23 protein-coding genes are annotated in these 26,222 nt (G+C 69.7%); 5 read left to right on the top strand and 18 right to left on the bottom strand.

Features of this window, described 5'->3' with window-relative positions:
* The first annotated feature begins 45 nt into the window (after positions 1-45).
* Entirely contained in the window at positions 46-549 is a 504-nt protein-coding gene (locus AC2CJA_RS00295) for a hypothetical protein (protein WP_484600574.1), read from the top strand.
* 93 nt (positions 550-642) lie between these two features.
* Here AC2CJA_RS00295 and nuoN read toward each other — a convergent pair whose 3' ends face one another.
* The 14 genes from nuoN to AC2CJA_RS00225 are packed head-to-tail and all read right to left on the bottom strand — an operon-like array spanning position 643 to position 16,810.
* Positions 643-2,277, bottom strand: coding sequence for an NADH-quinone oxidoreductase subunit NuoN (nuoN, locus tag AC2CJA_RS00290; protein ID WP_484600573.1), 1,635 nt, complete (start codon positions 2,275-2,277; stop codon positions 643-645).
* Positions 2,274-3,869, bottom strand: coding sequence for an NADH-quinone oxidoreductase subunit M (locus tag AC2CJA_RS00285; RefSeq protein WP_484600572.1), 1,596 nt, complete (start codon positions 3,867-3,869; stop codon positions 2,274-2,276). Before AC2CJA_RS00285 ends, nuoN begins: the two co-directional genes overlap by 4 nt.
* Positions 3,870-3,873: 4 nt before the next feature.
* On the bottom strand, positions 3,874-5,820 hold the full coding sequence (gene nuoL, locus AC2CJA_RS00280) for an NADH-quinone oxidoreductase subunit L (protein ID WP_484600571.1): 1,947 nt from the start codon (positions 5,818-5,820) through the stop codon (positions 3,874-3,876).
* Between the two features lie 13 nt (positions 5,821-5,833).
* Complete coding sequence (gene nuoK, locus AC2CJA_RS00275) at positions 5,834-6,133, bottom strand: NADH-quinone oxidoreductase subunit NuoK (RefSeq protein ID WP_093660472.1); 300 nt, start codon at positions 6,131-6,133, stop codon at positions 5,834-5,836.
* The gene (locus AC2CJA_RS00270; protein WP_484600570.1) at positions 6,130-7,065 is read right to left on the bottom strand and encodes an NADH-quinone oxidoreductase subunit J; all 936 of its coding nucleotides are present in this window, start codon (positions 7,063-7,065) and stop codon (positions 6,130-6,132) included. Before AC2CJA_RS00270 ends, nuoK begins: the two co-directional genes overlap by 4 nt.
* Positions 7,062-7,691 carry an NADH-quinone oxidoreductase subunit NuoI gene (nuoI, locus tag AC2CJA_RS00265; RefSeq protein ID WP_484600569.1) on the bottom strand — a complete coding sequence of 210 codons (630 nt, stop codon included), beginning with the start codon at positions 7,689-7,691 and terminating at the stop codon, positions 7,062-7,064. The genes AC2CJA_RS00270 and nuoI overlap by 4 nt, the downstream gene beginning before the upstream one ends.
* A complete protein-coding gene (gene nuoH, locus AC2CJA_RS00260) occupies positions 7,684-9,090 on the bottom strand; it encodes an NADH-quinone oxidoreductase subunit NuoH (protein ID WP_484600568.1) in 1,407 nt (468 codons plus the stop codon). Before nuoH ends, nuoI begins: the two co-directional genes overlap by 8 nt.
* Positions 9,090-11,624, bottom strand: a complete 2,535-nt coding sequence (locus tag AC2CJA_RS00255; RefSeq protein WP_484600567.1) for an NADH-quinone oxidoreductase subunit G — start codon at positions 11,622-11,624, stop codon at positions 9,090-9,092. Before AC2CJA_RS00255 ends, nuoH begins: the two co-directional genes overlap by 1 nt.
* Positions 11,621-12,961 carry an NADH-quinone oxidoreductase subunit NuoF gene (gene nuoF / locus AC2CJA_RS00250; RefSeq protein WP_484600566.1) on the bottom strand — a complete coding sequence of 447 codons (1,341 nt, stop codon included), beginning with the start codon at positions 12,959-12,961 and terminating at the stop codon, positions 11,621-11,623. The genes AC2CJA_RS00255 and nuoF overlap by 4 nt, the downstream gene beginning before the upstream one ends.
* A complete protein-coding gene (nuoE, locus tag AC2CJA_RS00245) occupies positions 12,961-13,797 on the bottom strand; it encodes an NADH-quinone oxidoreductase subunit NuoE (protein WP_484600585.1) in 837 nt (278 codons plus the stop codon). The genes nuoF and nuoE overlap by 1 nt, the downstream gene beginning before the upstream one ends.
* A 17-nt stretch (positions 13,798-13,814) precedes the next feature.
* Complete coding sequence (locus AC2CJA_RS00240) at positions 13,815-15,173, bottom strand: NADH-quinone oxidoreductase subunit D (RefSeq protein ID WP_484600565.1); 1,359 nt, start codon at positions 15,171-15,173, stop codon at positions 13,815-13,817.
* The gene (locus AC2CJA_RS00235) at positions 15,173-15,889 is read right to left on the bottom strand and encodes an NADH-quinone oxidoreductase subunit C (RefSeq protein ID WP_241717492.1); all 717 of its coding nucleotides are present in this window, start codon (positions 15,887-15,889) and stop codon (positions 15,173-15,175) included. Before AC2CJA_RS00235 ends, AC2CJA_RS00240 begins: the two co-directional genes overlap by 1 nt.
* Entirely contained in the window at positions 15,886-16,440 is a 555-nt protein-coding gene (locus AC2CJA_RS00230) for a NuoB/complex I 20 kDa subunit family protein (RefSeq protein WP_093660456.1), read from the bottom strand. The genes AC2CJA_RS00235 and AC2CJA_RS00230 overlap by 4 nt, the downstream gene beginning before the upstream one ends.
* Positions 16,441-16,450: 10 nt before the next feature.
* Positions 16,451-16,810 carry an NADH-quinone oxidoreductase subunit A gene (locus tag AC2CJA_RS00225; protein WP_206348966.1) on the bottom strand — a complete coding sequence of 120 codons (360 nt, stop codon included), beginning with the start codon at positions 16,808-16,810 and terminating at the stop codon, positions 16,451-16,453.
* 715 nt (positions 16,811-17,525) lie between these two features.
* Here AC2CJA_RS00225 and AC2CJA_RS00220 point away from each other — a divergent pair.
* Positions 17,526-18,359: a C40 family peptidase gene (locus AC2CJA_RS00220; protein ID WP_484600564.1), complete on the top strand. Its 834-nt coding sequence runs from the start codon at positions 17,526-17,528 to the stop codon at positions 18,357-18,359.
* A gap of 99 nt (positions 18,360-18,458) precedes the next feature.
* Here AC2CJA_RS00220 and AC2CJA_RS00215 read toward each other — a convergent pair whose 3' ends face one another.
* Both AC2CJA_RS00215 and AC2CJA_RS00210 read right to left on the bottom strand, forming a co-directional pair.
* The gene (locus AC2CJA_RS00215; protein ID WP_484600563.1) at positions 18,459-19,754 is read right to left on the bottom strand and encodes a geranylgeranyl reductase family protein; all 1,296 of its coding nucleotides are present in this window, start codon (positions 19,752-19,754) and stop codon (positions 18,459-18,461) included.
* Between the two features lie 167 nt (positions 19,755-19,921).
* The gene (locus tag AC2CJA_RS00210) at positions 19,922-20,614 is read right to left on the bottom strand and encodes a demethylmenaquinone methyltransferase (RefSeq protein WP_484600562.1); all 693 of its coding nucleotides are present in this window, start codon (positions 20,612-20,614) and stop codon (positions 19,922-19,924) included.
* Between the two features lie 212 nt (positions 20,615-20,826).
* Here AC2CJA_RS00210 and AC2CJA_RS00205 point away from each other — a divergent pair, with 212 nt between their 5' ends.
* From AC2CJA_RS00205 to AC2CJA_RS00195, 3 genes are read left to right on the top strand one after another with little or no spacing between them, the layout of a single operon-like run.
* Complete coding sequence (locus AC2CJA_RS00205; RefSeq protein ID WP_484600561.1) at positions 20,827-21,288, top strand: type VII secretion target; 462 nt, start codon at positions 20,827-20,829, stop codon at positions 21,286-21,288.
* Positions 21,285-23,564, top strand: coding sequence for a PPE domain-containing protein (locus tag AC2CJA_RS00200; protein ID WP_484600560.1), 2,280 nt, complete (start codon positions 21,285-21,287; stop codon positions 23,562-23,564). The genes AC2CJA_RS00205 and AC2CJA_RS00200 overlap by 4 nt, the downstream gene beginning before the upstream one ends.
* Positions 23,561-24,235 carry a hypothetical protein gene (locus AC2CJA_RS00195; protein WP_484600559.1) on the top strand — a complete coding sequence of 225 codons (675 nt, stop codon included), beginning with the start codon at positions 23,561-23,563 and terminating at the stop codon, positions 24,233-24,235. The genes AC2CJA_RS00200 and AC2CJA_RS00195 overlap by 4 nt, the downstream gene beginning before the upstream one ends.
* Positions 24,236-24,338: 103 nt before the next feature.
* Here AC2CJA_RS00195 and AC2CJA_RS00190 read toward each other — a convergent pair whose 3' ends face one another.
* Complete coding sequence (locus AC2CJA_RS00190; RefSeq protein WP_484600558.1) at positions 24,339-24,896, bottom strand: imidazolonepropionase-like domain-containing protein; 558 nt, start codon at positions 24,894-24,896, stop codon at positions 24,339-24,341.
* A 28-nt stretch (positions 24,897-24,924) separates the two neighbouring features.
* On the bottom strand, positions 24,925-26,124 hold the full coding sequence (gene mqnC / locus AC2CJA_RS00185; protein WP_484600557.1) for a cyclic dehypoxanthinyl futalosine synthase: 1,200 nt from the start codon (positions 26,122-26,124) through the stop codon (positions 24,925-24,927).
* Positions 26,125-26,222: the final 98 nt, after the last annotated feature.

The raw sequence follows: 26,222 nt of genomic DNA, 5'->3' as shown, positions 1-26,222 counted from the left end.
TTGACGTGTCCTTGCAGTACGCAGTGATACGCATAGGGGGACCACGTGCGCACATCGGCACGGTACGCGGGAGCGGCCGCCGCCTTGGCCGCAGCCCTGCTGGTGAGCGGCTGTGGAAGCGACGGCGACTCCGGGGAGCCCGAGCCGGGAACGAGCTCCGGGCGGACCGCCGAGCCCACCGGCGGCCCCGGTGGGGAGGCGGCGACCGGCGGGGTGAACGGCACCTGGAGCGCCGAGGGCGGCGGCAGGGCGATGGTTCTGAGCGTCAGCGGCGAGCAGGCGGCGCTGCTGGGCGAGACCACCTGCACGGGCACGGCCGACACCGGCGCCGATCCGGTCACCTTCACCCTCAAGTGCACCGACGGCAGCACCGACCGCACCAGGGGCACGGTGAAGAGCGTGGAGGGCGAGAGCCTCACCGTCGTCTGGGAGTCGGGCACCACCGACACCTTCACCAGGGTCGAGGTCCCCGAGGTCTCCACCGAGATCCCCGAGATCGGCGACCTGCCCAGCGGACTGCCCAGCGATCTGGAGCTCCCCGCGGAGTGAGCGCGCCGGGGAGCGGAACCCCGTATACGACGGCGCGTACGGCGACGGCCGCCCGGCCGGGGGGGCGGGCCGCCCGCCCCCGTACGGGCGCCCTCAGCGGGCGAACACCCCCGCCTGGGAGGCGAGGTCCAGGAAGTACTGCGGGGCCACGCCCAGCACCAGGGTGACCGCCACACCGACGGCGATCGCCGTGGTGGTCAGCGGGCTCGGCACCGCGACCGACGGCCCCTCCACCTTCGGCTCGCTGAAGAACATCAGGACGATGACGCGGATGTAGAAGAACGCCGCGATGGCCGAGGCGATCACGCCCACGACCACCAGCGCCCCCGCGCCGCCCTCCGCAGCCGCCTTGAACACCGCGAACTTGCCCGCGAACCCGGAGGTCAGCGGAATGCCCGCGAAGGCCAGCAGGAAGACCGCGAAGACCGCGGCCACCAGCGGGGAACGGCGCCCCAGCCCCGCCCACTTGGACAGGTGCGTGGCCTCGCCGCCCGCGTCCCGCACCAGCGTCACCACGGCGAAGGCGCCGAGCGTGACGAAGGAGTAGGCCGCCAGGTAGAACAGCACCGAGGAGATGCCGGAGGGCGTCGCCGCGATCACACCGGCGAGGATGAAGCCCGCATGCGCGATCGAGGAGTACGCCAGCAGCCGCTTGACGTCGGTCTGGGTGATGGCGATGACCGCGCCGGCCAGCATCGACACGATCGCGACCCCCCACATCACCGGTCGCCAGTCCCAGGTGAGCCCCGGCAGTACGACGTACAGCAGCCGCAGCAGGGCGCCGAAGGCGGCGACCTTGGTGGCGGCGGCCATGAAGCCGGTCACGGGGGTCGGGGCGCCCTGGTAGACGTCCGGCGTCCACATGTGGAACGGCACGGCGCCGACCTTGAACAGCAGGCCCATCACCAGCAGCGCGCCGCCGATGAGCAGCAGTACGTCGTTGCCCGTCGTCCCGGCGAGCGCCTCGGTCGTGCCGCGGTTGGTGTCCGCGATCACCGACGCGATCTCCGCGTACTTCACGCTGCCCGCGTAGCCGTACAGCAGGGCGATGCCGAAGAGCAGGAAGGCGGAGGAGAAGGCGCCCAGCAGGAAGTACTTGAGCGCGGCCTCCTGCGACATCAACCGCTTGCGGCGGGCCAGCGCGCACAGCACGTACAGCGGGAGCGAGAAGACCTCCAGCGCGATGAAGAGCGTCAGCAGGTCGTTGGCGGCCGGGAAGACCAGCATGCCGCCGACCGCGAAGAGCAGCAGCGGGTAGACCTCGGTGGTGGTGAACCCGGCCCGCACCGCCGCCTTCTCGCCCTCGCCGCCGGGCACGGCCGCGCCTTCGGCGGCGAAGGAGTCCACGTGCCTGCCGTGCGCCCGCGGGTCGAGCCTGCGCTCGGCGAAGGTGAGGACCGCGACCAGCGAGACCAGCAGGATCACGCCCTGCAGGAAGAGCGCCGGCCCGTCGACGGCGAGGGCGCCCATGGCGACCAGCCCCGCCTCGGTGGTGGCCCGCCCGGCGGCGGCCAGCCCGACGACGGCCGCGAAGGCCGACGCCAGGGCCAGGCCCGCCAGCAGCGTCTGGGCGGCGTACCGCGCCCGGCGCGGCACGAACGCCTCGAGCAGGACGCCGACGACGGCGGCGCCGATGACGATCAGCACCGGGGCGAGCTGCCCGTACTCGATGTCGGGCGCGGGGATGACCTCCTGCGCCCGCAGGGTGAGTTCCGTGGCGGTGCTCACTTGGCGGCCTCCACCTCAGGATCGGGGTCGGTCTTCTGCACGTCCGAGAGGGTGTGCTCGACCGCCGGGTTGACGATGTCCGTCAGCGGCTTGGGGAAGACGCCGAGGAGGACCAGCAGGGCGATCAGCGGTGCCACCACCGCCAGTTCGCGCTTCCTGAGATCGGGCATGCGCTCGACCCCGGGCCTGACCGGTCCGGTCATGGTGCGCTGGTAGAGCACCAGCACGTACAGCGCGGCCAGGACGATGCCGAACGTGGCGACGATCCCGGCGGCCGGGTAGCGGGTGAACGTGCCCGCCAGAACCAGGAACTCGCTGACGAACGGCGCGAGCCCCGGCAGCGACAGGGTGGCGAGTCCGCCGATCAGGAAGGTGCCGGCCAGTACCGGGGCGACCTTCTGGACCCCGCCGTAGTCGGCGATGAGCCGGGAGCCGCGGCGCGAGATCAGGAAGCCGGCGACCAGCATCAGGGCGGCGGTGGAGATCCCGTGGTTGACCATGTAGAGCGTCGCGCCGCCCTGGCCCTGGCTGGTCATCGCGAAGATACCCAGGATGATGAAGCCGAAGTGGGAGATCGACGCGTAGGCGATCAGCCGCTTGATGTCGCGCTGGCCGATGGCGAGCAGGGCGCCGTAGACGATGCTGACCAGTGCCAGTACCAGCACCACCGGGGTGGCCCAGGCGCTGGCCTCGGGGAAGAGCCCGAGGCAGAAGCGGAGCATCGCGAAGGTGCCGACCTTGTCGACGACCGCCGTGATGAGCACGGCGACCGGCGCGGTGGACTCGCCCATGGCGTTGGGCAGCCAGGTGTGCAGCGGCCACAGCGGTGCCTTGACCGCGAAGGCGAGGAAGAAGCCGAGGAACAGCAGCCGCTCGGTGTTCTGCGCCATCGCCAGCTCGCCGGAGGCGCGGGCCTCGACGATCGCCTGGAGGGAGAAGGTGCCCTCGCCCAGCTGGTCGGCGGTGACGGCGTACAGGCCGATCACCGCGGCCAGCATGATCAGGCCGCCGGCGAGGTTGTAGAGCAGGAACTTCACGGCCGCGTAGGAGCGCTGCTTGGCCGCCTCGCCCTCGTCGCGGGAGCCCGCGCGGTCCCCGAAGCCTCCGATGAGGAAGTACATCGGGATGAGCATGGCCTCGAAGAAGACGTAGAAGAGGAAGACGTCCGTGGCCGCGAAGGAGACGATCACCATCGCCTCGACGGCCAGGATCAGCGCGAAGAAGCCCTGGGTGGGCCGCCACCGGCGGTCGGGCTCCGACTCCTCCAGGGGGTCGGCGTCGTGCCAGCCCGCCAGGACGACGAACGGGATCAGCAGGGCGGTCAGGGCGATCAGGGCGACCCCGATGCCGTCCACGCCCAGTTCGTAGCGGACGCCGAAATCGGCGATCCAGGTGTGCGACTCGGTCAGTTGGTAGCGGTCGCCGCCGGGGTCGAAGCGGAGGGCCACGACCGCGGCGAGGACCAGGGTGGCCAGGGATACGGCCAGCGCCAGCCACTTGGCGGCGGTGCGCCGGGCGGCGGGTACGGCGGCGGTGGCGACCGCTCCGACCGCGGGCAGCGCGGCCAACGCCGTCAGCAGGGGAAATGACATGGGATCAGACCGCCCTCATCAGCAGGGTCGCGGCGACCAGGACCGCCGCACCGCCGAGCATCGAGACCGCGTAACTGCGGGCGTAACCGTTCTGGATCCGCCGCGACCGGCCGGACAGACCGCCGACGGCCGCGGCGGTGCCGTTGACGGCGCCGTCGACGACCTTGTGGTCGAGGTAGACCAGCCCGCGGGTGAGGTACTCGCCGGGCTTGACCAGCACCACGTGGTTGAAGTCGTCCTGGAGCAGGTCGCGGCGCGCGGCCCGGGTGAGCAGTGAGCCGCGCGGGGCGAGTGCGGGCACGGGCTTGCGCCCGTACCGCAGCCAGGCGGCGCCGACTCCGACGAGCAGGGCGACGACCGTGGCCGCGGTGACGGTGAGCGCGCTGACCGGCGGGTGCCCGTGCTCGAAGGGGACGACCGGCTCCAGCCAGTGGACGAACGCCTCGCCCCAGCTGAACAGGCCGCCGGCGAAGACCGATCCGAAGGCCAGGACGATCATCGGTACCGTCATCGACTTCGGGGACTCGTGCGGGTGCGGCACCTCGTACTCGCCCCTGGTCCCGGCGGCCGGCTCCACGCTCGGCGCCTTGGGCGACGGGGTGGGGGCGTTGCGCCAGCGCTCCTCGCCGAAGAACGTCATCAGCATCACGCGCGTCATGTAGAACGCGGTGACGGCCGCGCCCAGCAGGGCCGCGCCGCCCAGGATCCAGCCCTCGGCGCCGCCCTTGGCGAAGGCCGCCTCGATGATCTTGTCCTTGGAGAAGAAGCCGGACAGACCGGGGAAGCCGATGATCGCCAGGTAGCCCAGCCCGAAGGTGGCGAAGGTGATGGGCATGTACTTGCGCAGACCGCCGTAGCGGCGCATGTCCACCTCGTCGTTCATGCCGTGCATCACCGAGCCGGCGCCGAGGAAGAGCCCGGCCTTGAAGAAGCCGTGGGTGACCAGGTGCATGATCGCGAAGGCGTAGCCGATCGGGCCGAGGCCCGCGGCCAGCACCATGTAGCCGATCTGCGACATCGTCGAGCCCGCCAGGGCCTTCTTGATGTCGTCCTTGGCGCAACCGACGATCGCACCGAAGAGCAGCGTGACCGCGCCGACGGTGACCACCGCGGTCTGCGCGGCGGGCGCGGCGTCGAAGACCGCGCCGGAGCGGACGATCAGGTACACCCCGGCGGTGACCATCGTCGCGGCGTGGATGAGGGCGGAGACCGGGGTCGGGCCCTCCATCGCGTCGCCCAGCCAGGACTGGAGCGGCACCTGGGCGGACTTGCCGCAGGCCGCCAGCAGCAGCATCAGGCCGATGGCCGTCGCCGTGCCCTCGCTCGTCCCGCCCACCGACTCCAGCACCGGGGAGAAGGCGAAGGTGCCGAACGTGGTGAACATGATCATGATGGCGATGGACAGGCCGATGTCGCCGACGCGGTTGACGATGAACGCCTTCTTCGCCGCCGTCGCCGCGCTGGGCTTGTGCTGCCAGAAGCCGATCAGCAGGTACGAGGCGAGGCCCACGCCCTCCCAGCCGGCGTACAGCAGCAGGTAGTTGTCGGCGAGGACGAGCAGGAGCATCGCCGCGAGGAACAGGTTGAGGTAGCCGAAGAAGCGGCGCCGCCGCTCGTCGTGCTCCATGTAGCCGATCGAGTAGACGTGGATGAGCGTGCCCACGCCGGTGATCAGCAGGACGAAGGTCATCGACAGCTGGTCGAGCCGGAAGGCGACGTCGGCCTGGAAGCCGCCGACCGGGATCCAGCTGAAGAGGTGCTGGCTCAGGGTGCGGTCCTCGGCCTCGCGGCCGAGCATGTCGGCGAAGAGCACCGCGCCGAGGACGAAGGACGCGGCGGCCAGCGCCGTGCCGACCCAGTGGCCGGTGCGGTCCAGCCTCCGGCCGCCGCACAGCAGCACCGCCGCGCCCAGCAGTGGCGCCGCGACGAGCAGTCCGATCAAAGTCTCCACTGTTCGCTACCCCTTACAGCTTCATCAGACTGGCGTCGTCGACCGAGGCCGAGTGGCGGGAGCGGAAGATCGTCACGATGATCGCCAGACCGACCACGACCTCGGCGGCCGCGACGACCATCGTGAAGAACGCGATGATCTGGCCGTCGAGGTTGCCGTGCAGCCGGGAGAAGGCGACGAGCGCGAGGTTGGCCGCGTTCAGCATCAGCTCGACGCTCATGAACACGACGATCGCGTTGCGCCGCAGCAGCACCCCGCTGGCCCCGATGGTGAACAGCAGCGCGGCCAGATAGAGGTAGTTGACCGGGTTCACTTGGCGGCCTCCCTGTCACGGTCTCCGTCGCGGTCCCCGTCTCCGTCGCGGTCTCGGTCCGCGGCCGGGGAGTCGTCCGGGACGTCCTCGCGTACGTCCGCCGCGTCGCGCACGTCCCGGTCTCCGCTCCCGCCCCGGCCCAGGTACTCCCCGGTGCGCCGCTCCAGCGCCGCCAGGTCGGACAGTGCCTCGCGGGAGACGTCCCGGACCTGGCCGCGGGAGCGCAGCGTCCGGCTGACGGTGAGTTCGGAGGGTGTGCCGTCCGGCAGCAGGCCGGGGATGTCCACGGCGTTGTGCCGGGCGTACACGCCGGGTGCGGGCAGCGGCGGGAGGTGCTTGCCCTCGCGGACGCGCTTCTCGGCCATCTCGCGCTGGGTGTCGCGGCGCTCGGTGCGCTCGCGGTGGGTGAGCACCATGGCGGCGACGGCCGCGGTGACCAGGAGCGCGCCGGTGATCTCGAAGGCGAACACGTAGTCGGTGAAGATCGACCGGGCCAGGCCCTGGACGTTGCCGCCCGCATTGGCCTCCGCCAGACCGGTGAAGGTGCCGACGGAGGCGTTGCCGATGCCGCCTACCAGCAGGATGCCGAAGCCGAGTCCGCACAGGACCGCCATCCAGCGCTGCCCCTTGATGGTCTCCTTCAGCGAGTCGGCGGCGGTGACGCCGACGAGCATCAGCACGAACAGGAAGAGCATCATGACCGCGCCGGTGTAGACGACGATCTGCACGATGCCCAGGAAGTAGGCGCCGTTGGCCAGGTAGAACACGGCCAGGACGATCATCGTCCCGGCCAGGCAGAGCGCCGAGTGCACCGACCGCTTCATCAGCACGGTCCCGAGCGCGCCCAGCACCGCGACGGTGCCCAGGATCCAGAACTGCACCGCCTCGCCGGTGGAGGTGGTGGAGGCAGCCGCCAGCAGGGTGCCGTTCACTTCTCGCTCACCGCCTCGGAGGACGCCGGCTCGTCGGGACCGAAGGTGTCGGCGGCGGCCTGCGGGGGCTCGTTCTTCGGGTTCTTCGAGTGGGCCTCCTGCCGGACCGTCCCCGCGGCGGCCTCGGTGACCAGCCCCCGGTAGTAGTCCTTCTCGGTCATGCCCGGGAAGATCGCGTGCGGGGTGTCGACCATGCCCTCCTCCAGGCCGGCGAGCAGCTCCTCCTTGGTGTAGATGAGCGACTCGCGGCTCCGGTCGGCCAGTTCGTACTCGTTGGTCATGGTCAGCGCCCGGGTGGGGCACGCCTCGACGCACAGGCCGCACAGGATGCAGCGCAGGTAGTTGATCTGGTAGACGCGCCCGTAGCGCTCACCGGGCGAGTAGCGCTCCTCGTCGGTGTTGTCCGCGCCCTCCACGTAGATCGCGTCGGCCGGGCAGGCCCAGGCGCACAGCTCGCAGCCGACGCACTTCTCCAGCCCGTCCGGGTGCCGGTTGAGCTGGTGCCGGCCGTGGAAGCGCGGCGCGGTGGGCTTCTTCTGCTCGGGGTACTGCTCGGTGAGCCGCTTCTTGAACATGGCCCTGAAGGTCACGCCGAAGCCGGCCACCGGGTTCTCGAACTCAGGCATCGTCGGCCTCCCTGGCCTTGCCGGTCTCGCTGGACTCGCCGTCCGCGCCGGCCCCCACGCCCGCGGTCTCCCGCTCGCGGCGCGGCCGCCGGCGCGGTACGGGCGGCAGGGTCTGCCCCGGCAGCGGCGGTACGGGGTAGCCGCCCGCCATCGGGTCGAAGGTCTCGTCTCCGGCCGCCTCCCGGGGCTTCTCCTCCTCGCCGGCGCGCTCGCCGCGTGCGCGGACGGCGTCGTAGACGAAGGAGAACAGGAGCAGCACCAGCGCCGCGCCGGCGACCCAGAGCACGATGTCGCCGAAGGCGTAGCCCTCGTTGCGCAGCGCCCGCACGGTGGCCACCAGCATCAGCCAGGCCAGCGAGACCGGGATGAGGACCTTCCAGCCCAGCTTCATGAACTGGTCGTAGCGCACGCGCGGGAGCGTGCCGCGCAGCCAGACGAAGAGGAACAGCAGCAGGTTCACCTTGACGACGAACCACAGCAGCGGCCACCAGCCCTGGTTGGCGCCCTCCCAGTAGGTGCTGATCGGCGCCGGGGCGCGCCAGCCGCCCAGGAAGAGGGTGACAGCCAGGGCCGAGACGGTGACCATGTGGACGTACTCGGCGAGCATGAAGAACGCGAACTTGATCGACGAGTACTCGGTGTTGAAGCCACCGACCAGGTCGCCCTCGGACTCGGGCATGTCGAAGGGCGCGCGGTGCGCCTCGCCGACCATCGCCACCATGTAGATGAGGAACGACACCGGCAGCAGCAGCGCGAACCAGGTGTCGGCCTGCGCCCCGACGATCGTCGAGGTGGACATCGACCCGGAGTAGAGGAAGACCGCCGCGAAACTCAGGCCCATGGCGACCTCGTAGGAGATCACCTGGGCCGTGGCGCGCACACCGCCGAGCAGCGGGTAGGTGGAACCCGAGGACCAGCCGGCCAGCACCGTGCCGTAGGCGGCGATGGAGGCGGTGGCCAGGATGTACAGGATCGCCACCGGCAGGTCGGTGAGCTGCATCGCGGTGCGGGTGCCGAAGACCGACACCTCGTTGCCGGGCGGGCCGAAGGGGATCACCGCGATGGCCATGAAGGCCGGGATCGCGCCGATGATGGGGGCCAGGATGTAGACGGCCTTGTCGGCCGCCTTGACGTTGACGTCCTCCTTCAGCATCAGCTTCACGCCGTCGGCCAGCGACTGGAGCATCCCCCATGGGCCGTGCCGGTTGGGGCCGATGCGCAGCTGCATCCAGGCGACGACCTTGCGCTCCATGACGATGGAGATCAGCACGGTCACCATCAGGAACGCGAAGCAGAACACCGCCTTGAGGCCGATCAGCCACCAGGGATCGGTGCCGAACATCGACAGGTCCTCGTCGGCGAGGAACCTCGTCCCGCCGACCGGGACGGACGGGCTCATCACGCCTCCACCCCCTTCGTCTCCTGCGGGGTCCCGGCGGTCACCCCGGCGGTAGGGGCCGCCGACAGCTTCACGAGCCGGCCGGGCACGGTGCCCAGACCGTCCAGGACACCGGATCCCGTGGAGTTCAGCGGCAGCCAGACCACGCGGTCGGGCATCTCGGTGATCTCCAGCGGCAGGGTGACCGTCCCGGCCGGGCCGGTCACGGTCAGCGGCCGGCCGGTCGCCACCCCGACCTCGGCGGCCGTGGCGGCCGAGAGCCGGGCGACGGCGGCGTGCCGGGTCCCGGCCAGCGCCTCGTCGCCGTCCTGGAGCCGGCCCCGGTCGAGCAGCAGCCGGTGTCCGGCGAGCACCGCCTCGCCCGCGGCGGGCCGCGGGACCTGCCGGCTGCCGGCCTCCGGGGCGTCCGCCCGGGTGCCGTCCCAGACGCCCAGACGCCGCATCTCGGCGCGGACGGTGCGCACGTCCGGCAGTCCGAGGTGGACGTCGAGGGCGTCGGCGAGCATGTGCAGTACGCGGTGGTCGGACTGGACGAGCCGGCGGGTCATCTGGTCGGGCTTGATCGCGGCCTCGAAGGGCCGCGAGCGCCCCTCCCAGTTGAGGAAGGAGCCCGCCTTCTCCACGACCGCGGCGACGGGCAGGACCACGTCGGCCCGCTCGGTGACCTCCGAGGGCCGCTGTTCCAGGCTGACGACGAAACCGGTCTCGTCCAGCGCCCTGCGGGCCAGCTCCGGGTCGGGCAGGTCGGCGATCTCCACGCCCCCCACCAGCAGGGCCGCGAGTTCGCCGCCCGCGGCGGCCTCGACGATCCGGCCGGTGTCGCGGCCGAAGCGGGTCGGCAGCTGCGCCACGCCCCAGACGGCGGCCGTCTCCGCGCGGGCGTCCGGGTCGGTGGCGGGGCGTCCGCCGGGCAGCAGCGTCGGGATCGCCCCGGCCTCGACCGCTCCCCGCTCACCGGCCCGGCGCGGGATCCACACCAGGCGGGCGCCGGTGGCGGCGGCCGTCCGCAGGGCGGCGGCGAATCCCCCGGGCACGGCGGCCAGCCGTTCCCCGGCGATGATCACCGAGCCCTCGGCGCGCAGCGCCTCGGCGGCCTTCTGCCCGGTCTCGTCCAGCCCGACTCCGCCGGCCAGCGCGTCCAGCCACTCGGTCTCGGTGTGGGGCGCGGCCGGCAGCAGGGTGCCGCCGGCCTTCCTCAGCCCGCGGGTGGCGTGAGTGGCCAGGGAGAAGACGCGCTGACCGTGCTTGCGGTACGCCTTGCGCAGTCGCAGGAAGACGCCGGGGGCCTCCTCCTCGGCCTCGAAGCCGACCAGCAGCACGGCCGGGGCCTTCTCCAGCGCGGAGTGGGTGACACCGCGCCCTTCGGCGTCCAGTCCGCGTCCGGCGATGTGGGAGGCGAGGAAGTCGGCCTCCTCGGTGCTGTGGACGCGGGCGCGGAAGTCGATGTCGTTGGTGTCGAGGGCGACCCGCGCGAACTTGGCGTACGCGTAGGCGTCCTCGACCGTCAGACGTCCGCCGGTGAGCACGCCGGTACGGCCGCGGGCCGCCGCCAGTCCCCTGGCCGCGGCGTCCAGCGCCTCGGGCCAGCTCGCGGGTTCCAGCTCACCGGTTCCGGTGTTGCGCAGCAGCGGGTGGGTGAACCGGTCGCGCTGCTGGGCGTAGCGGAAGGCGAAGCGGCCCTTGTCGCAGATCCACTCCTCGTTGACCTCCGGGTCGTCGGCGGCCAGCCGCCGCATGACCTTGCCGCGCCGGTGGTCGGTGCGGGTGGCGCACCCCTCGGAGCAGTGCTCGCACACGCTCGGCGAGGAGATCAGGTCGAAGGGGCGGGAGCGGAACCGGTAGGCGGCCGAGGTGAGCGCGCCGACCGGGCAGATCTGGATGGTGTTGCCGGAGAAGTAGGACTCGAAGGGCGGCCCTTCCCCGATACCGACCTGCTGCAGGGCGCCGCGCTCCAGCAGCTCGATCATCGGGTCGCCCGCGATCTGGTTGGAGAAGCGGGTGCAGCGGGCGCACAGCACGCAGCGCTCCCGGTCCAGCAGCACCTGGGACGAGAGCGGCACGGGCTTGGCGAAGGTGCGCTTGCGGCCGTCGAAGCGGCTGTCGGCCTGCCCGTGGGACATGGCCTGGTTCTGCAGCGGGCACTCGCCGCCCTTGTCGCAGACCGGGCAGTCCAGCGGGTGGTTGATGAGCAGCAGCTCCATCACGCCGCGCTGGGCCTTCTCGGCCGCCGGTGAGGTCAGATGCGTCTTGACGACCATGCCGTCGGTGCAGGTGATCGTGCAGGAGGCCATGGGCTTGCGCTGGCCCTCGACCTCGACGATGCACTGGCGGCAGGCCCCGGCCGGGTCCAGCAGGGGGTGGTCGCAGAAGCGCGGGATCTCGATGCCGAGCAGTTCGGCGGCGCGGATGACCAGGGTGCCCTTGGGCACGCTGACCCCGATGCCGTCGATCGTCAGCGTCACCGCGTCCTCGGGAGCCTCGGGCGGCTTGGCCTCTCCGCCTCCGGAGGCCTTGGCGTCGGTGGTGACGGTCACGCTTTCACCTCCAGGTGTGCGGTCCTGTCGTCGGCCCACAGGGTCGACTTGGCCGGGTCGAAGGGGCAGCCCCGCCCGGTGACGTGCTGTTCGTACTCCTCGCGGAAGTACTTCAGGGAGGAGAAGATCGGGCTGGCGGCCCCGTCGCCGAGGGCGCAGAAGGACTTGCCGTTGATGTTGTCGGCGATGTCGGCGATCTTGTCGATGTCGGACATGGTCGCCTTGCCGGCCTCGATGTCGCGCATGAGCTGGACGAGCCAGTACGTGCCCTCGCGGCAGGGGGTGCACTTGCCGCAGGACTCGTGGGCGTAGAACTCCGTCCAGCGGGTCACCGCGCGGACCACGCAGGTGGTCTCGTCGAAGCACTGGAGCGCCTTGGTGCCGAGCATCGATCCCGCGGCGCCGACGCCCTCGTAGTCCAGCGGGACGTCGAGGTGCTCGTCGGTCAGCAGCGGGGTCGAGGAGCCGCCCGGGGTCCAGAACTTCAGCCGGTGGCCGGGCCGCATGCCGCCGCTCATCTCCAGCAGCTGGCGCAGCGTGATGCCCAGCGGCGCCTCGTACTGGCCGGGACCGGCGACGTGGCCGCTGAGGGAGTACAGCGTGAAGCCCGGGGACTTCTCGCTGCCCATCGTGCGGAACCACTCCTTGCCCCGGTTCATGATCGCGGGAACCGAGGCGATGGACTCGACGTTGTTGACGACGGTGGGGCACGCGTACAGGCCCGCGACGGCCGGGAAGGGGGGACGCAGCCTGGGCTGCCCGCGCCGGCCCTCCAGGGAGTCCAGCAGCGCGGTCTCCTCGCCGCAGATGTACGCGCCCGCGCCCGCGTGCACGGTGATGTCCACGTCCAGGCCGGATCCGAGGACGTCCTTGCCGAGGTAGCCGGCCTCGTAGGCCTCGCGGACCGCGGCGTGCAGGCGCCGCAGTACGGGGACGACCTCGCCGCGCAGGTAGATGAAGGCGTGGTTGGACCGGATCGCGTGGCAGGCGATCACGATGCCCTCGATCAGCGCGTGCGGGTTGGCGAAGAGGAGGGGGATGTCCTTGCAGGTGCCCGGCTCGGACTCGTCGGCGTTGACCACCAGGTAGTGCGGCTTGCCGTCGCCCTGGGGAATGAACTGCCACTTCATGCCGGTGGGGAAGCCGGCGCCGCCGCGGCCGCGCAGACCGGAGTCCTTGACGTAGGCGATGACGTCGTCGGGTTTCATCGCCAGGGCCTTGCGCAGGCCCTCGTACCCCTCGTGCGCCCGGTAGGTGTCCAGCGTCCAGGACGCCGGATCGTCCCAGAAGGCCGAGAGCACCGGGGCCAGCAGCTTCTCCGCTGATTCGGCGGTCATCACTTGCCCTCCTTCGCCACCGGGCCGGCCGGGTTGTCGGGGTCGGAGGCGGCCGTCCTGCGCGGCGCGTCGTGGGAGCTGGGGTGGGGCTGGGGCGCCTCGCCGGTCTCGGTGACGGGCTGCCCGGCCGACGCGGGCCCTTCCCCGCCGCGCGGCGAGACCACCTTCGGCCCGGCCTTCTCGCCCTTGGCCAGCTTCAGTCCGGCCAGCGTGGCCGGGCCCGCGCTGCCGCTCGCCTCGACGGCGCCGGGCCGCTCGTCGGGGAATCCGGCGAGGATGCGCGCGGTCTCCTTGAAGGTGCACAGCGGGGCGCCGCGGGTGGGCCGCACCTCGCGTCCGGCGCGCAGGTCGTCCACGAGCTTCCTGGCGCTCTCGGGCGTCTGGTTGTCGAAGAACTCCCAGTTGACCATCACCACGGGCGCGAAGTCGCAGGCCGCGTTGCACTCGATGTGCTCCAGCGTCACCTTGCCGTCCTCGGTGGTCTCGTCGTTGCCGACGCCGAGGTGTTCCTGGAGCGCCTCGAAGATGGCGTCGCCGCCCATCACCGCGCACAGGGTGTTGGTGCACACCCCCACCTGGTAGTCGCCCGAGGGCTTGCGCCGGTACATGGTGTAGAAGGTGGCCACCGCCGTGACCTCGGCCGTGGTCAGGTCGAGCAGCTCGGCGCAGAACCGCAGCCCGGTGGGGGTGACGTGCCCCTCCTCGGACTGCACCAGGTGCAGCATCGGCAGCAGCGCGGAGCGGCTGCCCGGGTAGCGGGCGATGATCTGACTGGCGTCCGCCTCCAGCCGGGCGCGGACGTCGGCCGGGTAGTCGGGGGCGGGGAGCCGGGGCATCCCGAGCGATACGTCTGTCACCGGTCGACGCCTCCCATCACGGGGTCGATGGACGCGACGGCGACGATGACGTCGGCGACCTGGCCGCCCTCGCACATCGCCGCCATGGACTGCAGGTTGGTGAAGGACGGGTCCCGGAAGTGGACCCGGAACGGGCGGGTGCCGCCGTCGCTGACCACGTGCACGCCCAGTTCGCCCTTGGCGGACTCCACCGCGGCGTACGCCTGGCCCGGCGGCACCCGGAAGCCCTCGGTCACCAGCTTGAAGTGGTGGATGAGGGCCTCCATCGAGGTGCCCATGATGTTCCTGATGTGGTCCAGCGAGTTGCCGAGCCCGTCCGGGCCGAGCGCGAGCTGCGCGGGCCAGGCGATCTTCTTGTCGCCGACCATCACCGGGCCGGGCTCCAGCCGGTCCAGGCACTGCTCGACGATCCGCAGCGACTGGCGCATCTCCTCCAGCCGGATCAGGAAGCGGCCGTAGGAGTCGCAGGTGGTGTCGGTGGGGACGTCGAAGTCGTAGGTCTCGTAGCCGCAGTACGGCTGGGCCTTGCGCAGGTCGTGCGGGAGTCCGGTGGAGCGCAGGATGGGGCCGGTGGCGCCGAGCGCCATGCAGCCGGCCAGGTCCAGGTGGCCGACATCCTGCAGGCGTGCCTTGAAGACGGGGTTGCCGGTGCAGAGCTTGTCGTACTCCGGCAGGTTCTTCCGCATCTTCTTGACGAACTCGCGGACCTGGTCCACCGCGCCGGCCGGCAGGTCCTGGGCGAGGCCGCCGGGCCGGATGTAGGCGTGGTTCATCCGCAGGCCGGTGATGAGTTCGAAGAGGTCCAGGACCAGTTCGCGGTCCCGGAAGCCGTAGATCATCACCGTGGTGGCGCCCAGCTCCATGCCGCCGGTGGCGATGGCCACCAGATGGGAGGAGATCCGGTTGAGCTCCATCATCATCACGCGGATGACGTCGGCGCGGCCGGGCACCTCGCCCTCGATGCCCAGCAGCCTCTCCACCGCCAGGCAGTACGCCGTCTCGTTGAAGAACGGCGTGAGGTAGTCCATGCGCGTCACGAAGGTCGTGCCCTGCGTCCAGGTGCGGTACTCGAGGTTCTTCTCGATGCCGGTGTGCAGGTAGCCGATGCCGCAGCGGGCCTCGGTGACCGTCTCGCCGTCGATCTCCAGGATGAGCCGGAGCACGCCGTGCGTGGACGGGTGCTGCGGGCCCATGTTGACGATGATCTTCTCGTCGTCGCCCCTGGCGGCGACGGTGGCGATCTCGTCCCAGTCGCCGCCGGTGACGGTGTAGACGGTGCCCTCGGTGGTCTCGCGGGCGCTGGCCTGCGAGGCGGTGGGGTCCGTCGCGTGCGGGGTTGCGTGCGAGGTGCTCATCAGCTGTACGACCTCCGCTGGTCGGGAGCCGGGATCTGGGCGCCCTTGTACTCGACGGGGATGCCGCCGAGGGGGTAGTCCTTGCGCTGTGGGAAGCCCTGCCAGTCGTCGGGCATCATGATCCGCGTGAGCGCGGGATGGCCGTCGAAGACGATGCCGAAGAAGTCGTACGCCTCGCGCTCGTGCCAGTCGTTGGCCGGGTAGACCGAGACGATCGACGGAATGTGCGGGTCGCCGTCGGGCACGCTCACCTCCAGCCGGATCAGCCGGTTGTGGGTGATCGAGCGCAGATGGTAGACGGCGTGCAGTTCGCGCCCGGAGTCGCCGGGGAAGTGGACGCCGCTGACGCCGGTGCACATCTCGAAGCGGAGCGCGGGGTCGTCGCGCAGGACGCGGGCGGTGACCGGCAGGTGGTCGCGGGCGATGTGGAAGGTGATCTCGCCGCGGTCCACGACCGTCTCCTCGATCACCTCCTCGGGCACCAGGCCCTGCTCCTCGAGCGCGCCCTCCAGCTCGTCGGCCACCTCGTCGAACCAGCCGCCGTACGGCCGGCTCGACGCGCCCGGCAGCCGCACGGTGCGCACCAGCCCGCCGTAGCCGGAGGTGTCGCCGCCCTCCTTGGCGCCGAACATGCCCCGGCGGACGTCGATCACCTCGCCCGTCCCGCCGCGCGGCGAGGGGACGGCGCCGTTGCCGTTGTCCTGTGCCTCGCTCATCGGAGCAGCCCCTTCATCTCGATCGTCGGAAGCGCCTTGAGCGCCGCCTCCTCCGCCTCGCGGGCGGCCTGCTCCCGGTTGACCCCGAGCTTCTCGCCCTGGATCTTCTGGTGGAGCTTGAGGATCGCGTCCAGCAGCATCTCGGGGCGCGGCGGGCAGCCGGGCAGGTAGATGTCGACCGGCACGATGTGGTCGACGCCCTGCACGATCGCGTAGTTGTTGAACATTCCGCCCGAGGAGGCGCAGACGCCCATGGAGATGACCCACTTGGGGTTCGGCATCTGGTCGTAGACCTGGCGCAGGACCGGCGCCATCTTCTGGCTGACCCGGCCGGCCACGATCATCAGGTCCGCCTGCCTCGGCGAGCCGCGGAAGACCTCCATCCCGAAGCGGGCGAGGTCGTAGCGGCCGGCGCCGGTGGTCATCATCTCGATGGCGCAGCAGGCCAGTCCGAAGGTCGCCGGGAAGACCGACGACTTGCGCACCCAGCCCGCGGCCTGCTCGACGGTGGTCAGCAGGAAGCCGCTCGGCAGTTTCTCTTCGATACCCATGTGTACGCCCCTAGTCCCATTCCAGGCCGCCGCGCCGCCAGACGTAGGCGTAGGCGACGAAGACGGTGAGCACGAAGAGCAGCATCTCCACGAGCCCGAACAGCCCCAGGACGTCGAAGGTGACGGCCCAGGGGTAGAGGAAGACGATCTCGATGTCGAAGACGATGAAGAGCATCGCCGTCAGGTAGTACTTGATCGGGAAGCGCCCGCCCCCCGCTGCCTGCGGAGTGGGCTCGATGCCGCACTCGTACGCCTCGAGCTTGGCCCTGTTGTAGCGCTTGGGGCCGACGATCGAGGCCATGACCACGGAGAAGACAGCGAAGGCTGCCCCGAGCGCTCCCAGTACGAGGATGGGCGCGTAGACGTTCACCGCTCCTCGCTCCTTCCAGTCGACGACGCTGCCGGCGGGCCGTTGCGGGCCGTTTTCGGACCGGTGTTCCGTTCACGAAGATCGTGCACATGTGAGGCAGTTCACAAGCCCGAGTCGACTGCATCCTATGCCCGCCCTTCTGTGATCTGCGACACGGGGTACGGCAACAAGTTTGTGATCTCCACCACCTGACGAATGATCATGAAGCCGGATGGACGGCGATCTTCACACGCGAAGCGGCCGACTGATCACCACACGTGATAATCCGATGCGTCTTCGCTGGTCGGAGAGGTTTCGCCCTATCAAATGATGTCCGCTACAAGCAAATTTGCCCTGGACGTCCGGACCCGCTAGACGATGCGGAACGAAATCCGGACGAGGCCCTGGACGAGACCCCGGGGCCGCCCCCGCGGCCTCCCCGGACCACCGTCGCGGCAAGATCGTGAATCCGTGCTCAATCTGTGACCTCCGCCACGCCCGCCCTCCCCGGCGCGGGGCCGCCTTTGCGGGGGGACGACCACTCGTGCTAGACGCGCGGAGCGAAGTGGATCAATCGGACAATGTCATGGTCACGGCCTCTTAACGGGGCAATGATCGACTTCCGGAAGAGCCCTCCGGAGCGCCCGACTCCGCTCGAAGTGGGCGCGTACACGCCGAGTGTGTCGCAACACACCTTTGTTGAACGGGACCTCCCGCGGCTGATAGCCGTGGTGGCATGTCCCAGACCGCCCACATACCCAGCCACCGGAAACCCCGTCGAGCCGGCAGGAACCCCCTGCTGCGCACGGGCGTTGCCGGTGGCGTCCTCAGCACTCTCGCGGTGACCGCCGCGGCCGCGCCCTCCTCCGCCGAGGAGAGGAGGACGGCCGCCGACACCGCCGAGACGCCCGCGATCGTCCCCGACGCGGCCACCGGCACCCTGCGGGCCGCCGACGCCAGCCGGACGGTCGCCACCCGGTACGAGACCGAGGCCGCGCGGACCCTGGCCGCCGAGCAGGCCATGGAGCGGGCCGGAGAACTGGCCGAGAAGAAGAAGGCCGAGGCCGAACGCAGGGCGGCGGAGGCCGCCGAGGCCGAGCGTGAGCGCGCCGCCCGGGAGCGCGCGGCGCGCGATTCCCGGCGCACCACCCTCAGCGCCGCCCCCGCCGAGACCGCGGCCCCCGCCACCCCCTCCGCCTCCGCGCCGGCCGGCGGCGGCAACGCGGCGACCCTGGTGAGCTTCCTGCGCGCGCAGGTCGGCAAGGCCTACGTCATGGGCGCCACCGGCCCGAGCGCCTACGACTGCTCCAGCCTCACCCAGGCCGCCTTCCGCCAGGTCGGGATCAGCCTCCCGAGGACCTCGCAGCCGCAGTCCACCGCGGGCACCCAGGTCTCCCTGAGCAGCGTGCGGCCGGGCGACATCCTCTACTGGGGCAGCGCCGGCAGCGCGTACCACGTCGCCGTCTACATCGGCAACGGCCGCTTCATAGGCGCCCAGAACCCCTCCACCGGCGTCGTCGAGCGCGACATGAGCTACGACATGCCGACGGGCGCGATGCGCGTGCTGTGACGCCTCCGGTGTCCCCGTGACGAGCACACGTGCGGTCCCGCCCGGGATTCCCGGGCGGGACCGCACGTGTCCGCCCCGCGCCGTACGGGCCCGCGCCCGCTATGCGCGGGGGGCGGCCTTCGTCAGCCCGTTGATGATCCGGTCCATCGCGTCGCCGCCCGTCGGGTCCGTCAGGTTGGCCAGCAGCTTCAGCGTGAAGCGCATCAGCACCGGGTGGGTCAGACCCCGCTCGGCCGCCAGTTTCATGACCCTGGGGTTGCCGATCAGCTTCACGAAGGCGCGGCCCAGCGTGTAGTAGCCGCCGTAGGTGTCCTTGAGGATCCTCGGGTAGCGCCGCAGCACCAGCTCGCGCTGTGCCGGGCTCCGCCGGGCGTGGGCCTGGACGATGACGTCGGCCGCGATCTGCCCGGACTCCATGGCGTACGCGATGCCCTCGCCGTTGAACGGGTTGACCATGCCGCCCGCGTCACCGACCAGCAGCAGCCCCCGCGTGTAGTGCGGCTGCCGGTTGAAGGCCATCGGCAGGGCCGCGCCGCGGATCGGGCCGGTCATGTTCTCGGGTGTGTACCCCCACTCCTCGGGCATCGAGGCGCACCACGCCTTGAGGACCTCGCGCCAGTCCAGCTCCTTGAAGGAGGCGGAGGTGTTGAGCACGCCCAGGCCGACGTTGGAGGTGCCGTCGCCCATGCCGAAGACCCAGCCGTAGCCGGGCAGCAGCCGGTCCTCCGTCCCCCGCCGGTCCCACAACTCCAGCCAGGACTCCAGGTAGTCGTCGTCGTGGCGCGGCGAGGTGAAGTACGTGCGCACGGCCACGCCCATCGGACGGTCCTCGCGCCGGTGCAGGCCCATCGCCAGCGACAGCCGCGTGGAGTTGCCGTCCGCGGCGACCACCAGCGGGGCGTGGAAGGAGGCCGGCGTCTTCTCCTCGCCCAGTTTCGCCTCCACACCGGTGATCCGGCCGGTGCGCCCGTCGGTGATCGGCGCACCGACGTTGCACCGCTCGTACAGCCGCGCCCCCGCCTTCTCGGCCTGCCGGGCGAGCTGCTCGTCGAAGTCGTCGCGCCTGCGGACCAGCCCGTAGTCCGGGTAGCTCGCCAGCTCCGGCCAGTCGAGCTGGAGCCGGGTGCCGCCGGCGATGATCCGCAGACCCTTGTTGCGCAGCCAGCCCGCCTCCTCGGAGACGTCGATGCCCATCGCCACGAGCTGCTTGACCGCGCGCGGGGTCAGCCCGTCGCCGCAGACCTTCTCCCGGGGGAAGGCCGTCTTCTCCAGCAGCAGGACGTCGAGCCCGGAGCGGGCCAGGTGGTAGGCGGTGGTGGAGCCGGCGGGGCCGGCTCCCACCACGATCACATCGGCGCTGTGCTCGGAGGCTGCCTTCGAGGGGGACTCGGTCACGACGGACTCCCGCAGGACTCGGTGTTCAACGTGCCGGTCGCGCCGGGCACTGGACGGAAGCAGTCTATGCAGGGGCCCCCGGCCCGCCGGGAACAGGGATGCGCGTGCGAAAACTCCCGCCCCCGCCACCGATCACTCTGCCGTCCCGGCCCGGTCCGTTCCCGGTCCTACGGGGCGAACCCCCGGTGCAGGGCGACGATCCCGCCCGTCAGATCGCGCCAGGCGACCCTCTCCCACCCGGCGTCCTGGAGCCCGCGGGCCAGGCCGGGCTGGTCGGGCCAGGCACGGATGGACTCGGCGAGGTAGACGTACGCCTCCGGGTTGCTGGAGACGGCCTCCGCCACGGGCGGCAGGGCCCGCATCAGGTACTCGGTGTAGACCGTGCGCAGCGGCGCCCGGGTGGGATGGCTGAACTCGCAGATGACGACCCGGCCGCCGGGCTTGGTCACCCGCAGCATCTCGCGCAGCGCGGCGCCGGTGTCCTGGACGTTGCGCAGCCCGAAGGAGATGGTGACGGCGTCGAACGCGTCGTCGGCGAACGGCAGCCGGGTCGCGTCCCCGGCCGTGAACGGCATCCACGGTTCGCGCTTCTTGCCCTCCCGCAGCATCCCGAGGGAGAAGTCGCACGGCACGGTGTACGCCCCGGCGGTCGCGAACAGCACCGAGGACGTCCCCGTCCCGGCCGCCAGGTCCAGCACCCGCTCCCCCGGCCGCGCGTCCACGGCACGGGCGACCTCGCGCCGCCACAGCCGGCTCTGCCCCAGGGACAGCACGTCGTTGGTGATGTCGTACCGGGCCGCCACCTTGTCGAACATCGCGGCGACTTCGTTGGGCTGCTTGTCCAGGGATGCGCGCGTCATGCGCCCATCCTCCCAGCACCACCCCCATGACCTCGCCCCGCCCCGCCCCGGGTTCCCGGCGCACGGGCGCACGGAGCTGTGGCACGCCATCGCGAACCGGCCGGCCGACACGGGGTCCGCGACCGCTGGGATCCGGCCGATCCCGTCAGGCCACGCCCAAGCTCTTTGCGGTGTCTCCCGCGGGTGCGTTACACACTGTTCCCGTAGATGTGTTGACCGTCATCATGGGGGAGATCGTGTCGTTCGACGAAGAGTGGGCCCGGCTCGTGGCGAAGGCCACGCGCGAGCAGGCGGCCCGCACCCGTCTCAACACACTCGACGGAGGCGGTGGCGGTGGCGGCGCGAACAAAACCCTCCACGTCACCCCGGGCGAGCTCATCAAACGCGCGGGCAGGACCGACACCATCCGCGGCGACTTCGCCGACGCGGACAACGCCGTCATCAAGCAGACCGGGGAAGTCCCCGCAGGCCTCGCCGGCTTCAGGTCCGCCACCGCGTTCACGACCTTCCGGGAACGCTGGGAGGAGCAGATGAAGTACCTCCAGGGATTGCTGGACAACGGGGTGGCCAAGCCTCTGCGCGCCGCTGCCGGCGAACTCCAGCAGGAGGACGGCGACCGGGCCAGGGTGATCGACGGTCTCAAGATGGAGGACGGGAAGGGTTCGGACGGGTGACACTGAGCTACAGCACGGTCAAAGACGCCGACCTCGCACCGCTGTCGGAGGCTGTGGCCAGGTGGAAGAACCTGCCGGGCAAGTTCACCACCATCGCCACGTCCTTCAGGACCGAGGTGGCCGACGCCCTGCGCGCCTCCGACTGGGAGGGGGAGGCCGCGAAGGCCGCGTTCAAGAAGTTCGGCCAGGTGCAGAAGCAGATGGGGAACGCCGCGGACGAGGCCGCCGACGTCCACCGGCTGCTCGACAGCGCTCTGGAGAGCTTCCGCTCCGCCCGGAAGCGACTCCGGAACGTCGCCGACGAGGTGGCCGAGGACAGGAATCTCAGACTCTCCTCCGCCGGGCTGGTGTACCTGGACCCGGACGACACGAAGAAGCCCGAGCGGCTCGCCGTCCTCAAGCAGGCCTACGAGGACGTGATCCGCGGTTACAACGACCGCGTCAAAGCGGCCCTCGAAGACGCGACCGATGCGGACACCGCACTGCACTGGGCCCTCTCCCAGGACCCCAACGGGCGTTCCCCCGGCTTCCATCCCGACATGTTCCGCAGCGTCCGGGAAGCCCGGCAGGGACGGGACCGGGCCCGCAAGGACGCCGACACCCTCGTCAAGCTCACCTCTCTCGGCCCCGGCATCACCGACGAACAGCTCGAACAGTTCAACCGCCTGGCCCGGAAGCACGAGGGTGACCCCTATTTCGCCGAACGGTTCGCCGTCAGAGCGGGTCCCGAGGGCACCCTGCGCTTCTGGCAGGGCATCGCCGACCAACGCCATCACTCCGACAAGGATGCGCTGAAAACCTTGGCCGGCATTCAGAAGTCCCTCTCCCACACCCTTGCCGCCGCCTCCCACTCCAAGAGCGAAGCCATGCAGGAGTGGAAGAAGAAGATGGTCGACCTCGGGGACGAGCGTATTTATTTCGTCCATTCAGGCGAAACAGCGATGCTGTCGAGTCAGGGATCCTACGGTTTCTCCATCATGAGCAGCATGATGCGCCACGGCGAGTATGAAACCGGCTTCCTGAAGGACTACGGAAAAGAGCTGTACAGCTTCGAAATGAAACATGAAGGTGACCTAAAGGAACTCTGGTACGTAGATGACCACAAAGCTCGACTCAGTTTCGGGAGTGACTCAGGGAACGACCCAATGGTCGGCTACATGGAAGCCTTGGGGCACAACCCAGAGGCGTCCAAGGAAATGTTCCTATGGGAAGGAGGGAAGAAGGAAGGCGAACCTGAATATATAAAATACATCATGGAGGAGCGCGAGTGGTTCAAAGACTCCACGGAAGGAAAGAAGGGAAGTTCTGAATTTAGGTATGACGAGTTGGGTCACGCCCTGGAGGCCGCCACTCTCGGAATCCCATACGACCAGCCCGAGGCCGGACTGAACAGGAATGACGGCACCGCGAACGTCATGTCTAAGGTTGTGAACATTGTAACAGAAAACCCGGGTTACATCAGCGAGCGACCCGGAATCGGAGATAGCATCGCAAAAGCAGGAGTCGGCTACATTGACGATCTCAACTGGTCCATCTCCGACTTCGGGGGAGCCGACTACAGTGCAGGCACTCGAGATGCCGCGTTTCAGCACAGCAAAGGGTTCACAGAAGGAAGCGAGGAAGGGTCTGGGCATGTAGAACTAAAACCCATGGAGGCCGCTAAATTCATGGCCTACGTCGGGCAGCACGAAGGGAACTACGAGATAATGGCCTCGGCGCAACAAGAGTTCACCTCAAGCCTTCTTAGGTCACACTCCGAACCCGACCGCGAAGCTCGGATAATTCTTGAGACGGGAGCGAAGGCGAACGGAATACTTGACAGCGCCCGGTCCTTTGCCGTACTGGATGAATACGGGGATAAATCCGAAGAGGCTGAGAGAAAACTAGCCGAAGCATCCGCCTGGGAAAGTTTTGCGGTTGAGCAAGGAGTCGGCCTCGGCAGTGATTTGCTTTCCCTCCCCTTTGAAACCGTCAAGTCTCCAGTGGTCTCCTTCGTCGTTCCCGCGCTGATCGAGACTGCAGCAGGCGCCATAGAGACACAGTACGAAAACTCCATGAACCGTCAGATGGAAGAAAGAATGAAGGAGTTCGAAGAAAGGAACAAGATCAACCTCCTGGAATTCACCCAACGCGGAAGCGATAGGTCGATGAGTCCATTGGATGCTTTTGTCGAAGCTCGCAAGATCCCGGAAAGCAGTGACTGGCCGTATAACGTTGACATCGAGGGTCGATACAACGACGGCGGCGACTTGACAGAAACGATCTTCGAAAGATGAGAACCATGGGAAATGGATCACAATCCACAGTTCACCGCATCGCCTTTCTGATGGGTTCCGTAGTTCTAGTGACGTCCTGCAACACGGACAGCAGCCCCGATCAGGCTTGGTATCCGGAGGTTGCCGTAAACCAGGCTTGCGAAGGAATATTCAAGGGGTCCCCCGAAAAAGAAATGAAAGAGAAGTTGAGCGACGGAAGAATTTATGAACACGATTCCAGTGAGAGATTTTCAATCACGGGGGAGGAGTCCGTAAAAGGCGCGGAAGGCTCCAGTAATTCCACCCTGGCCACTATCTGTAAGGTCTACGAGGGAGTCGGTGAAGAAAACTCCTCCATTAGGATCGACTTTCGCCGCATGGATCGACCTACCCTGCCTCGCCCTCCTGTCGGGGAAGACAAGAAAAAATATCTCATGGGAAGCGATATTGTTCTCGAAGAGAGGGGAGAGGTGATGAAACTGGGCGCGCCTTGCATCCTGCCCGCGCTGGCTGACGAATCCGGCGATGAGCACAGTATCCGTCTCACAATGGTGGACGACCTGGGGCTGGAGACCAGGACCCGGGCGATTATTCTCGCCTCGGCAGCGGAGAAGCTCGCTGTCGGGATGGGGTGCGCGAACGAGGTTGAGCACATGGAGGACACCAGGCTGAAGGAGATCAAAGGAGCGTGAACCGGGTCGCGCTTCAGAGGGACCCGCCACCTGAGTTCTGACGTGCGGGGTTCCGGCGCGGCTTCGAAAGGCCGGTTCGGCGGGACCTCGGAGGCCCGGAGGGTCAGGTGCGGCGGTGGAGGAGGCGGCCGGCGAGGACCGTGGCGAGGCAGCTGCCGTCCGCGGCGTGGACGGCGAAGTCCGCGCGGGCGCCTGCGGAGAGCGCGGCGGTGCGGAGGGCGGGCAGGACGGTCAGGCCCGAGCGCTGGACGGCGGTGCGCACCGAAGGGCGGGTGAAGGGGCCGACGACGGAGGTGACACCCTCCCGCAGCAGACGCTGCAGACCGCGACGGGCGCTGTGGCCCCAGCGCATCTCGTCCATCGGGAGGGCCGCCAGGGCGGAGCCCGTGAGCGGTTCGGTGTCGGGGATGCCGGGCAGACCGACCTCGCGCGGGTCCGGGTGGTAGGCGGCCTCCAGCCGGGCCACCGCGTCCACCGCGCAGCGGCCGGGGGCCAGTTCGCCGGGCCAGTGGCGGACACGGGCGGCCGGGTACGCCCCGGCGAGCCCGTCGGCGGGGCCGATCGCCACGATCCGGCCACCCGCGACCGCCACCGCGTGCCCGTCCAGCGGCTCACCGTCCTCGGTGGGGCGGACGGCGAGCGGAGTGTGGATGGTCAGCACGGTGGCGGGCGATTCGGTCGGGGCGGGGTCAGTTGGCGTCGACGAGCCTCAGTTCGGGGTGCGCGGTGCCGCCCTCGATCGCGGTGGAGGACAGGTGGGAGACGACGCGGTCGTCCACCGGGTCCTCTGCCGGGTCCCCGTGGACGACCAGGTGCTCGTACGTCGTCGAGCGCTGTGCCGGGACGCGTCCGGCCTTGCGGATGAGGTCGATCAGCTCCATGCGGTTGGAGCGGTGCTTCGCCCCGGCCGAGGAGACGACGTTCTCCTCCAGCATCACCGAGCCCAGGTCGTCCGCGCCGTAGTGGAGGGAGAGCTGGCCGATCTCCTTGCCCGTCGTCAGCCAGGAGCCCTGGATGTGGGCGACGTTGTCCAGGAAGAGCCGGGCGACGGCCAGGATGCGCAGGTACTCGAAGAGCGTGGCCTGGGTGCGGCCCTTGAGGTGGTTGTTCTCCGGCTGGTAGGTGTACGGGATGAAGGCGCGGAAGCCGCCGGTGCGGTCCTGCACGTCCCGGATCATCCGCAGGTGCTCGATGCGCTCGGCGTTGGTCTCGCCGGTGCCCATCAGCATGGTGGAGGTGGACTCCACGCCCAGCCGGTGGGCGGTCTCCATGATCTCCAGCCAGCGTTCGCCGGACTCCTTCAGCGGTGCGATCGCCCTGCGCGGGCGTTCGGGGAGCAGTTCGGCGCCGGCTCCGGCGAAGGAGTCCAGGCCGGCGTCGTGGATGCGGCGGATCGCGTCCTCCACCGTCACGCCCGAGATCCGTGCCATGTGCTCGACCTCGGAGGCGCCCAGGGAGTGGATCACCAGCTCGGGGAAGCGCTTCTTGATCGCCGAGAAGTGCTCCTCGTAGTACTCCACGCCGAAGTCGGGGTGGTGGCCGCCCTGGAACATGATCTGGGTGCCGCCCAGCGCCACGGTCTCCTCGCAGCGGCGCAGGATGTCGTCCAGGTCCCGCGTCCAGCCCCTGTCCGTGTCCTTGGGCGCGGCGTAGAAGGCGCAGAACCGGCAGGCGGTCACACAGACGTTGGTGTAGTTGATGTTCCGCTCGATGATGTACGTGGCGATGTGCTCGGTGCCCGCGTACCGGCGGCGGCGTGCCGTGTCGGCCGCCTGACCCAGCGCGTGCAGCGGGGCGTGCCGGTAGAGCTCCAACGCCTCCTCCTCGCTGATCCGCCCGCCCCCGGCGGCGCGGTCGAGTACGGACTGGAGGTCGGCGTTATCGGTCACCGGGCGGTCCTCTCGGGCTTGCGGTCGGGTCGGTCGGGCCTGGCGGTCGGGCCGGTCGCCACGCGGCGGCACGGCGTCCGATCCAGCGTACGCCAGTG

The organism is Streptomyces sp. ATLC9, from assembly GCF_057196705.1.
Note: the sequence above shows the minus strand (reverse complement) of the source record. Positions and strands in the feature narration are given on the sequence as shown.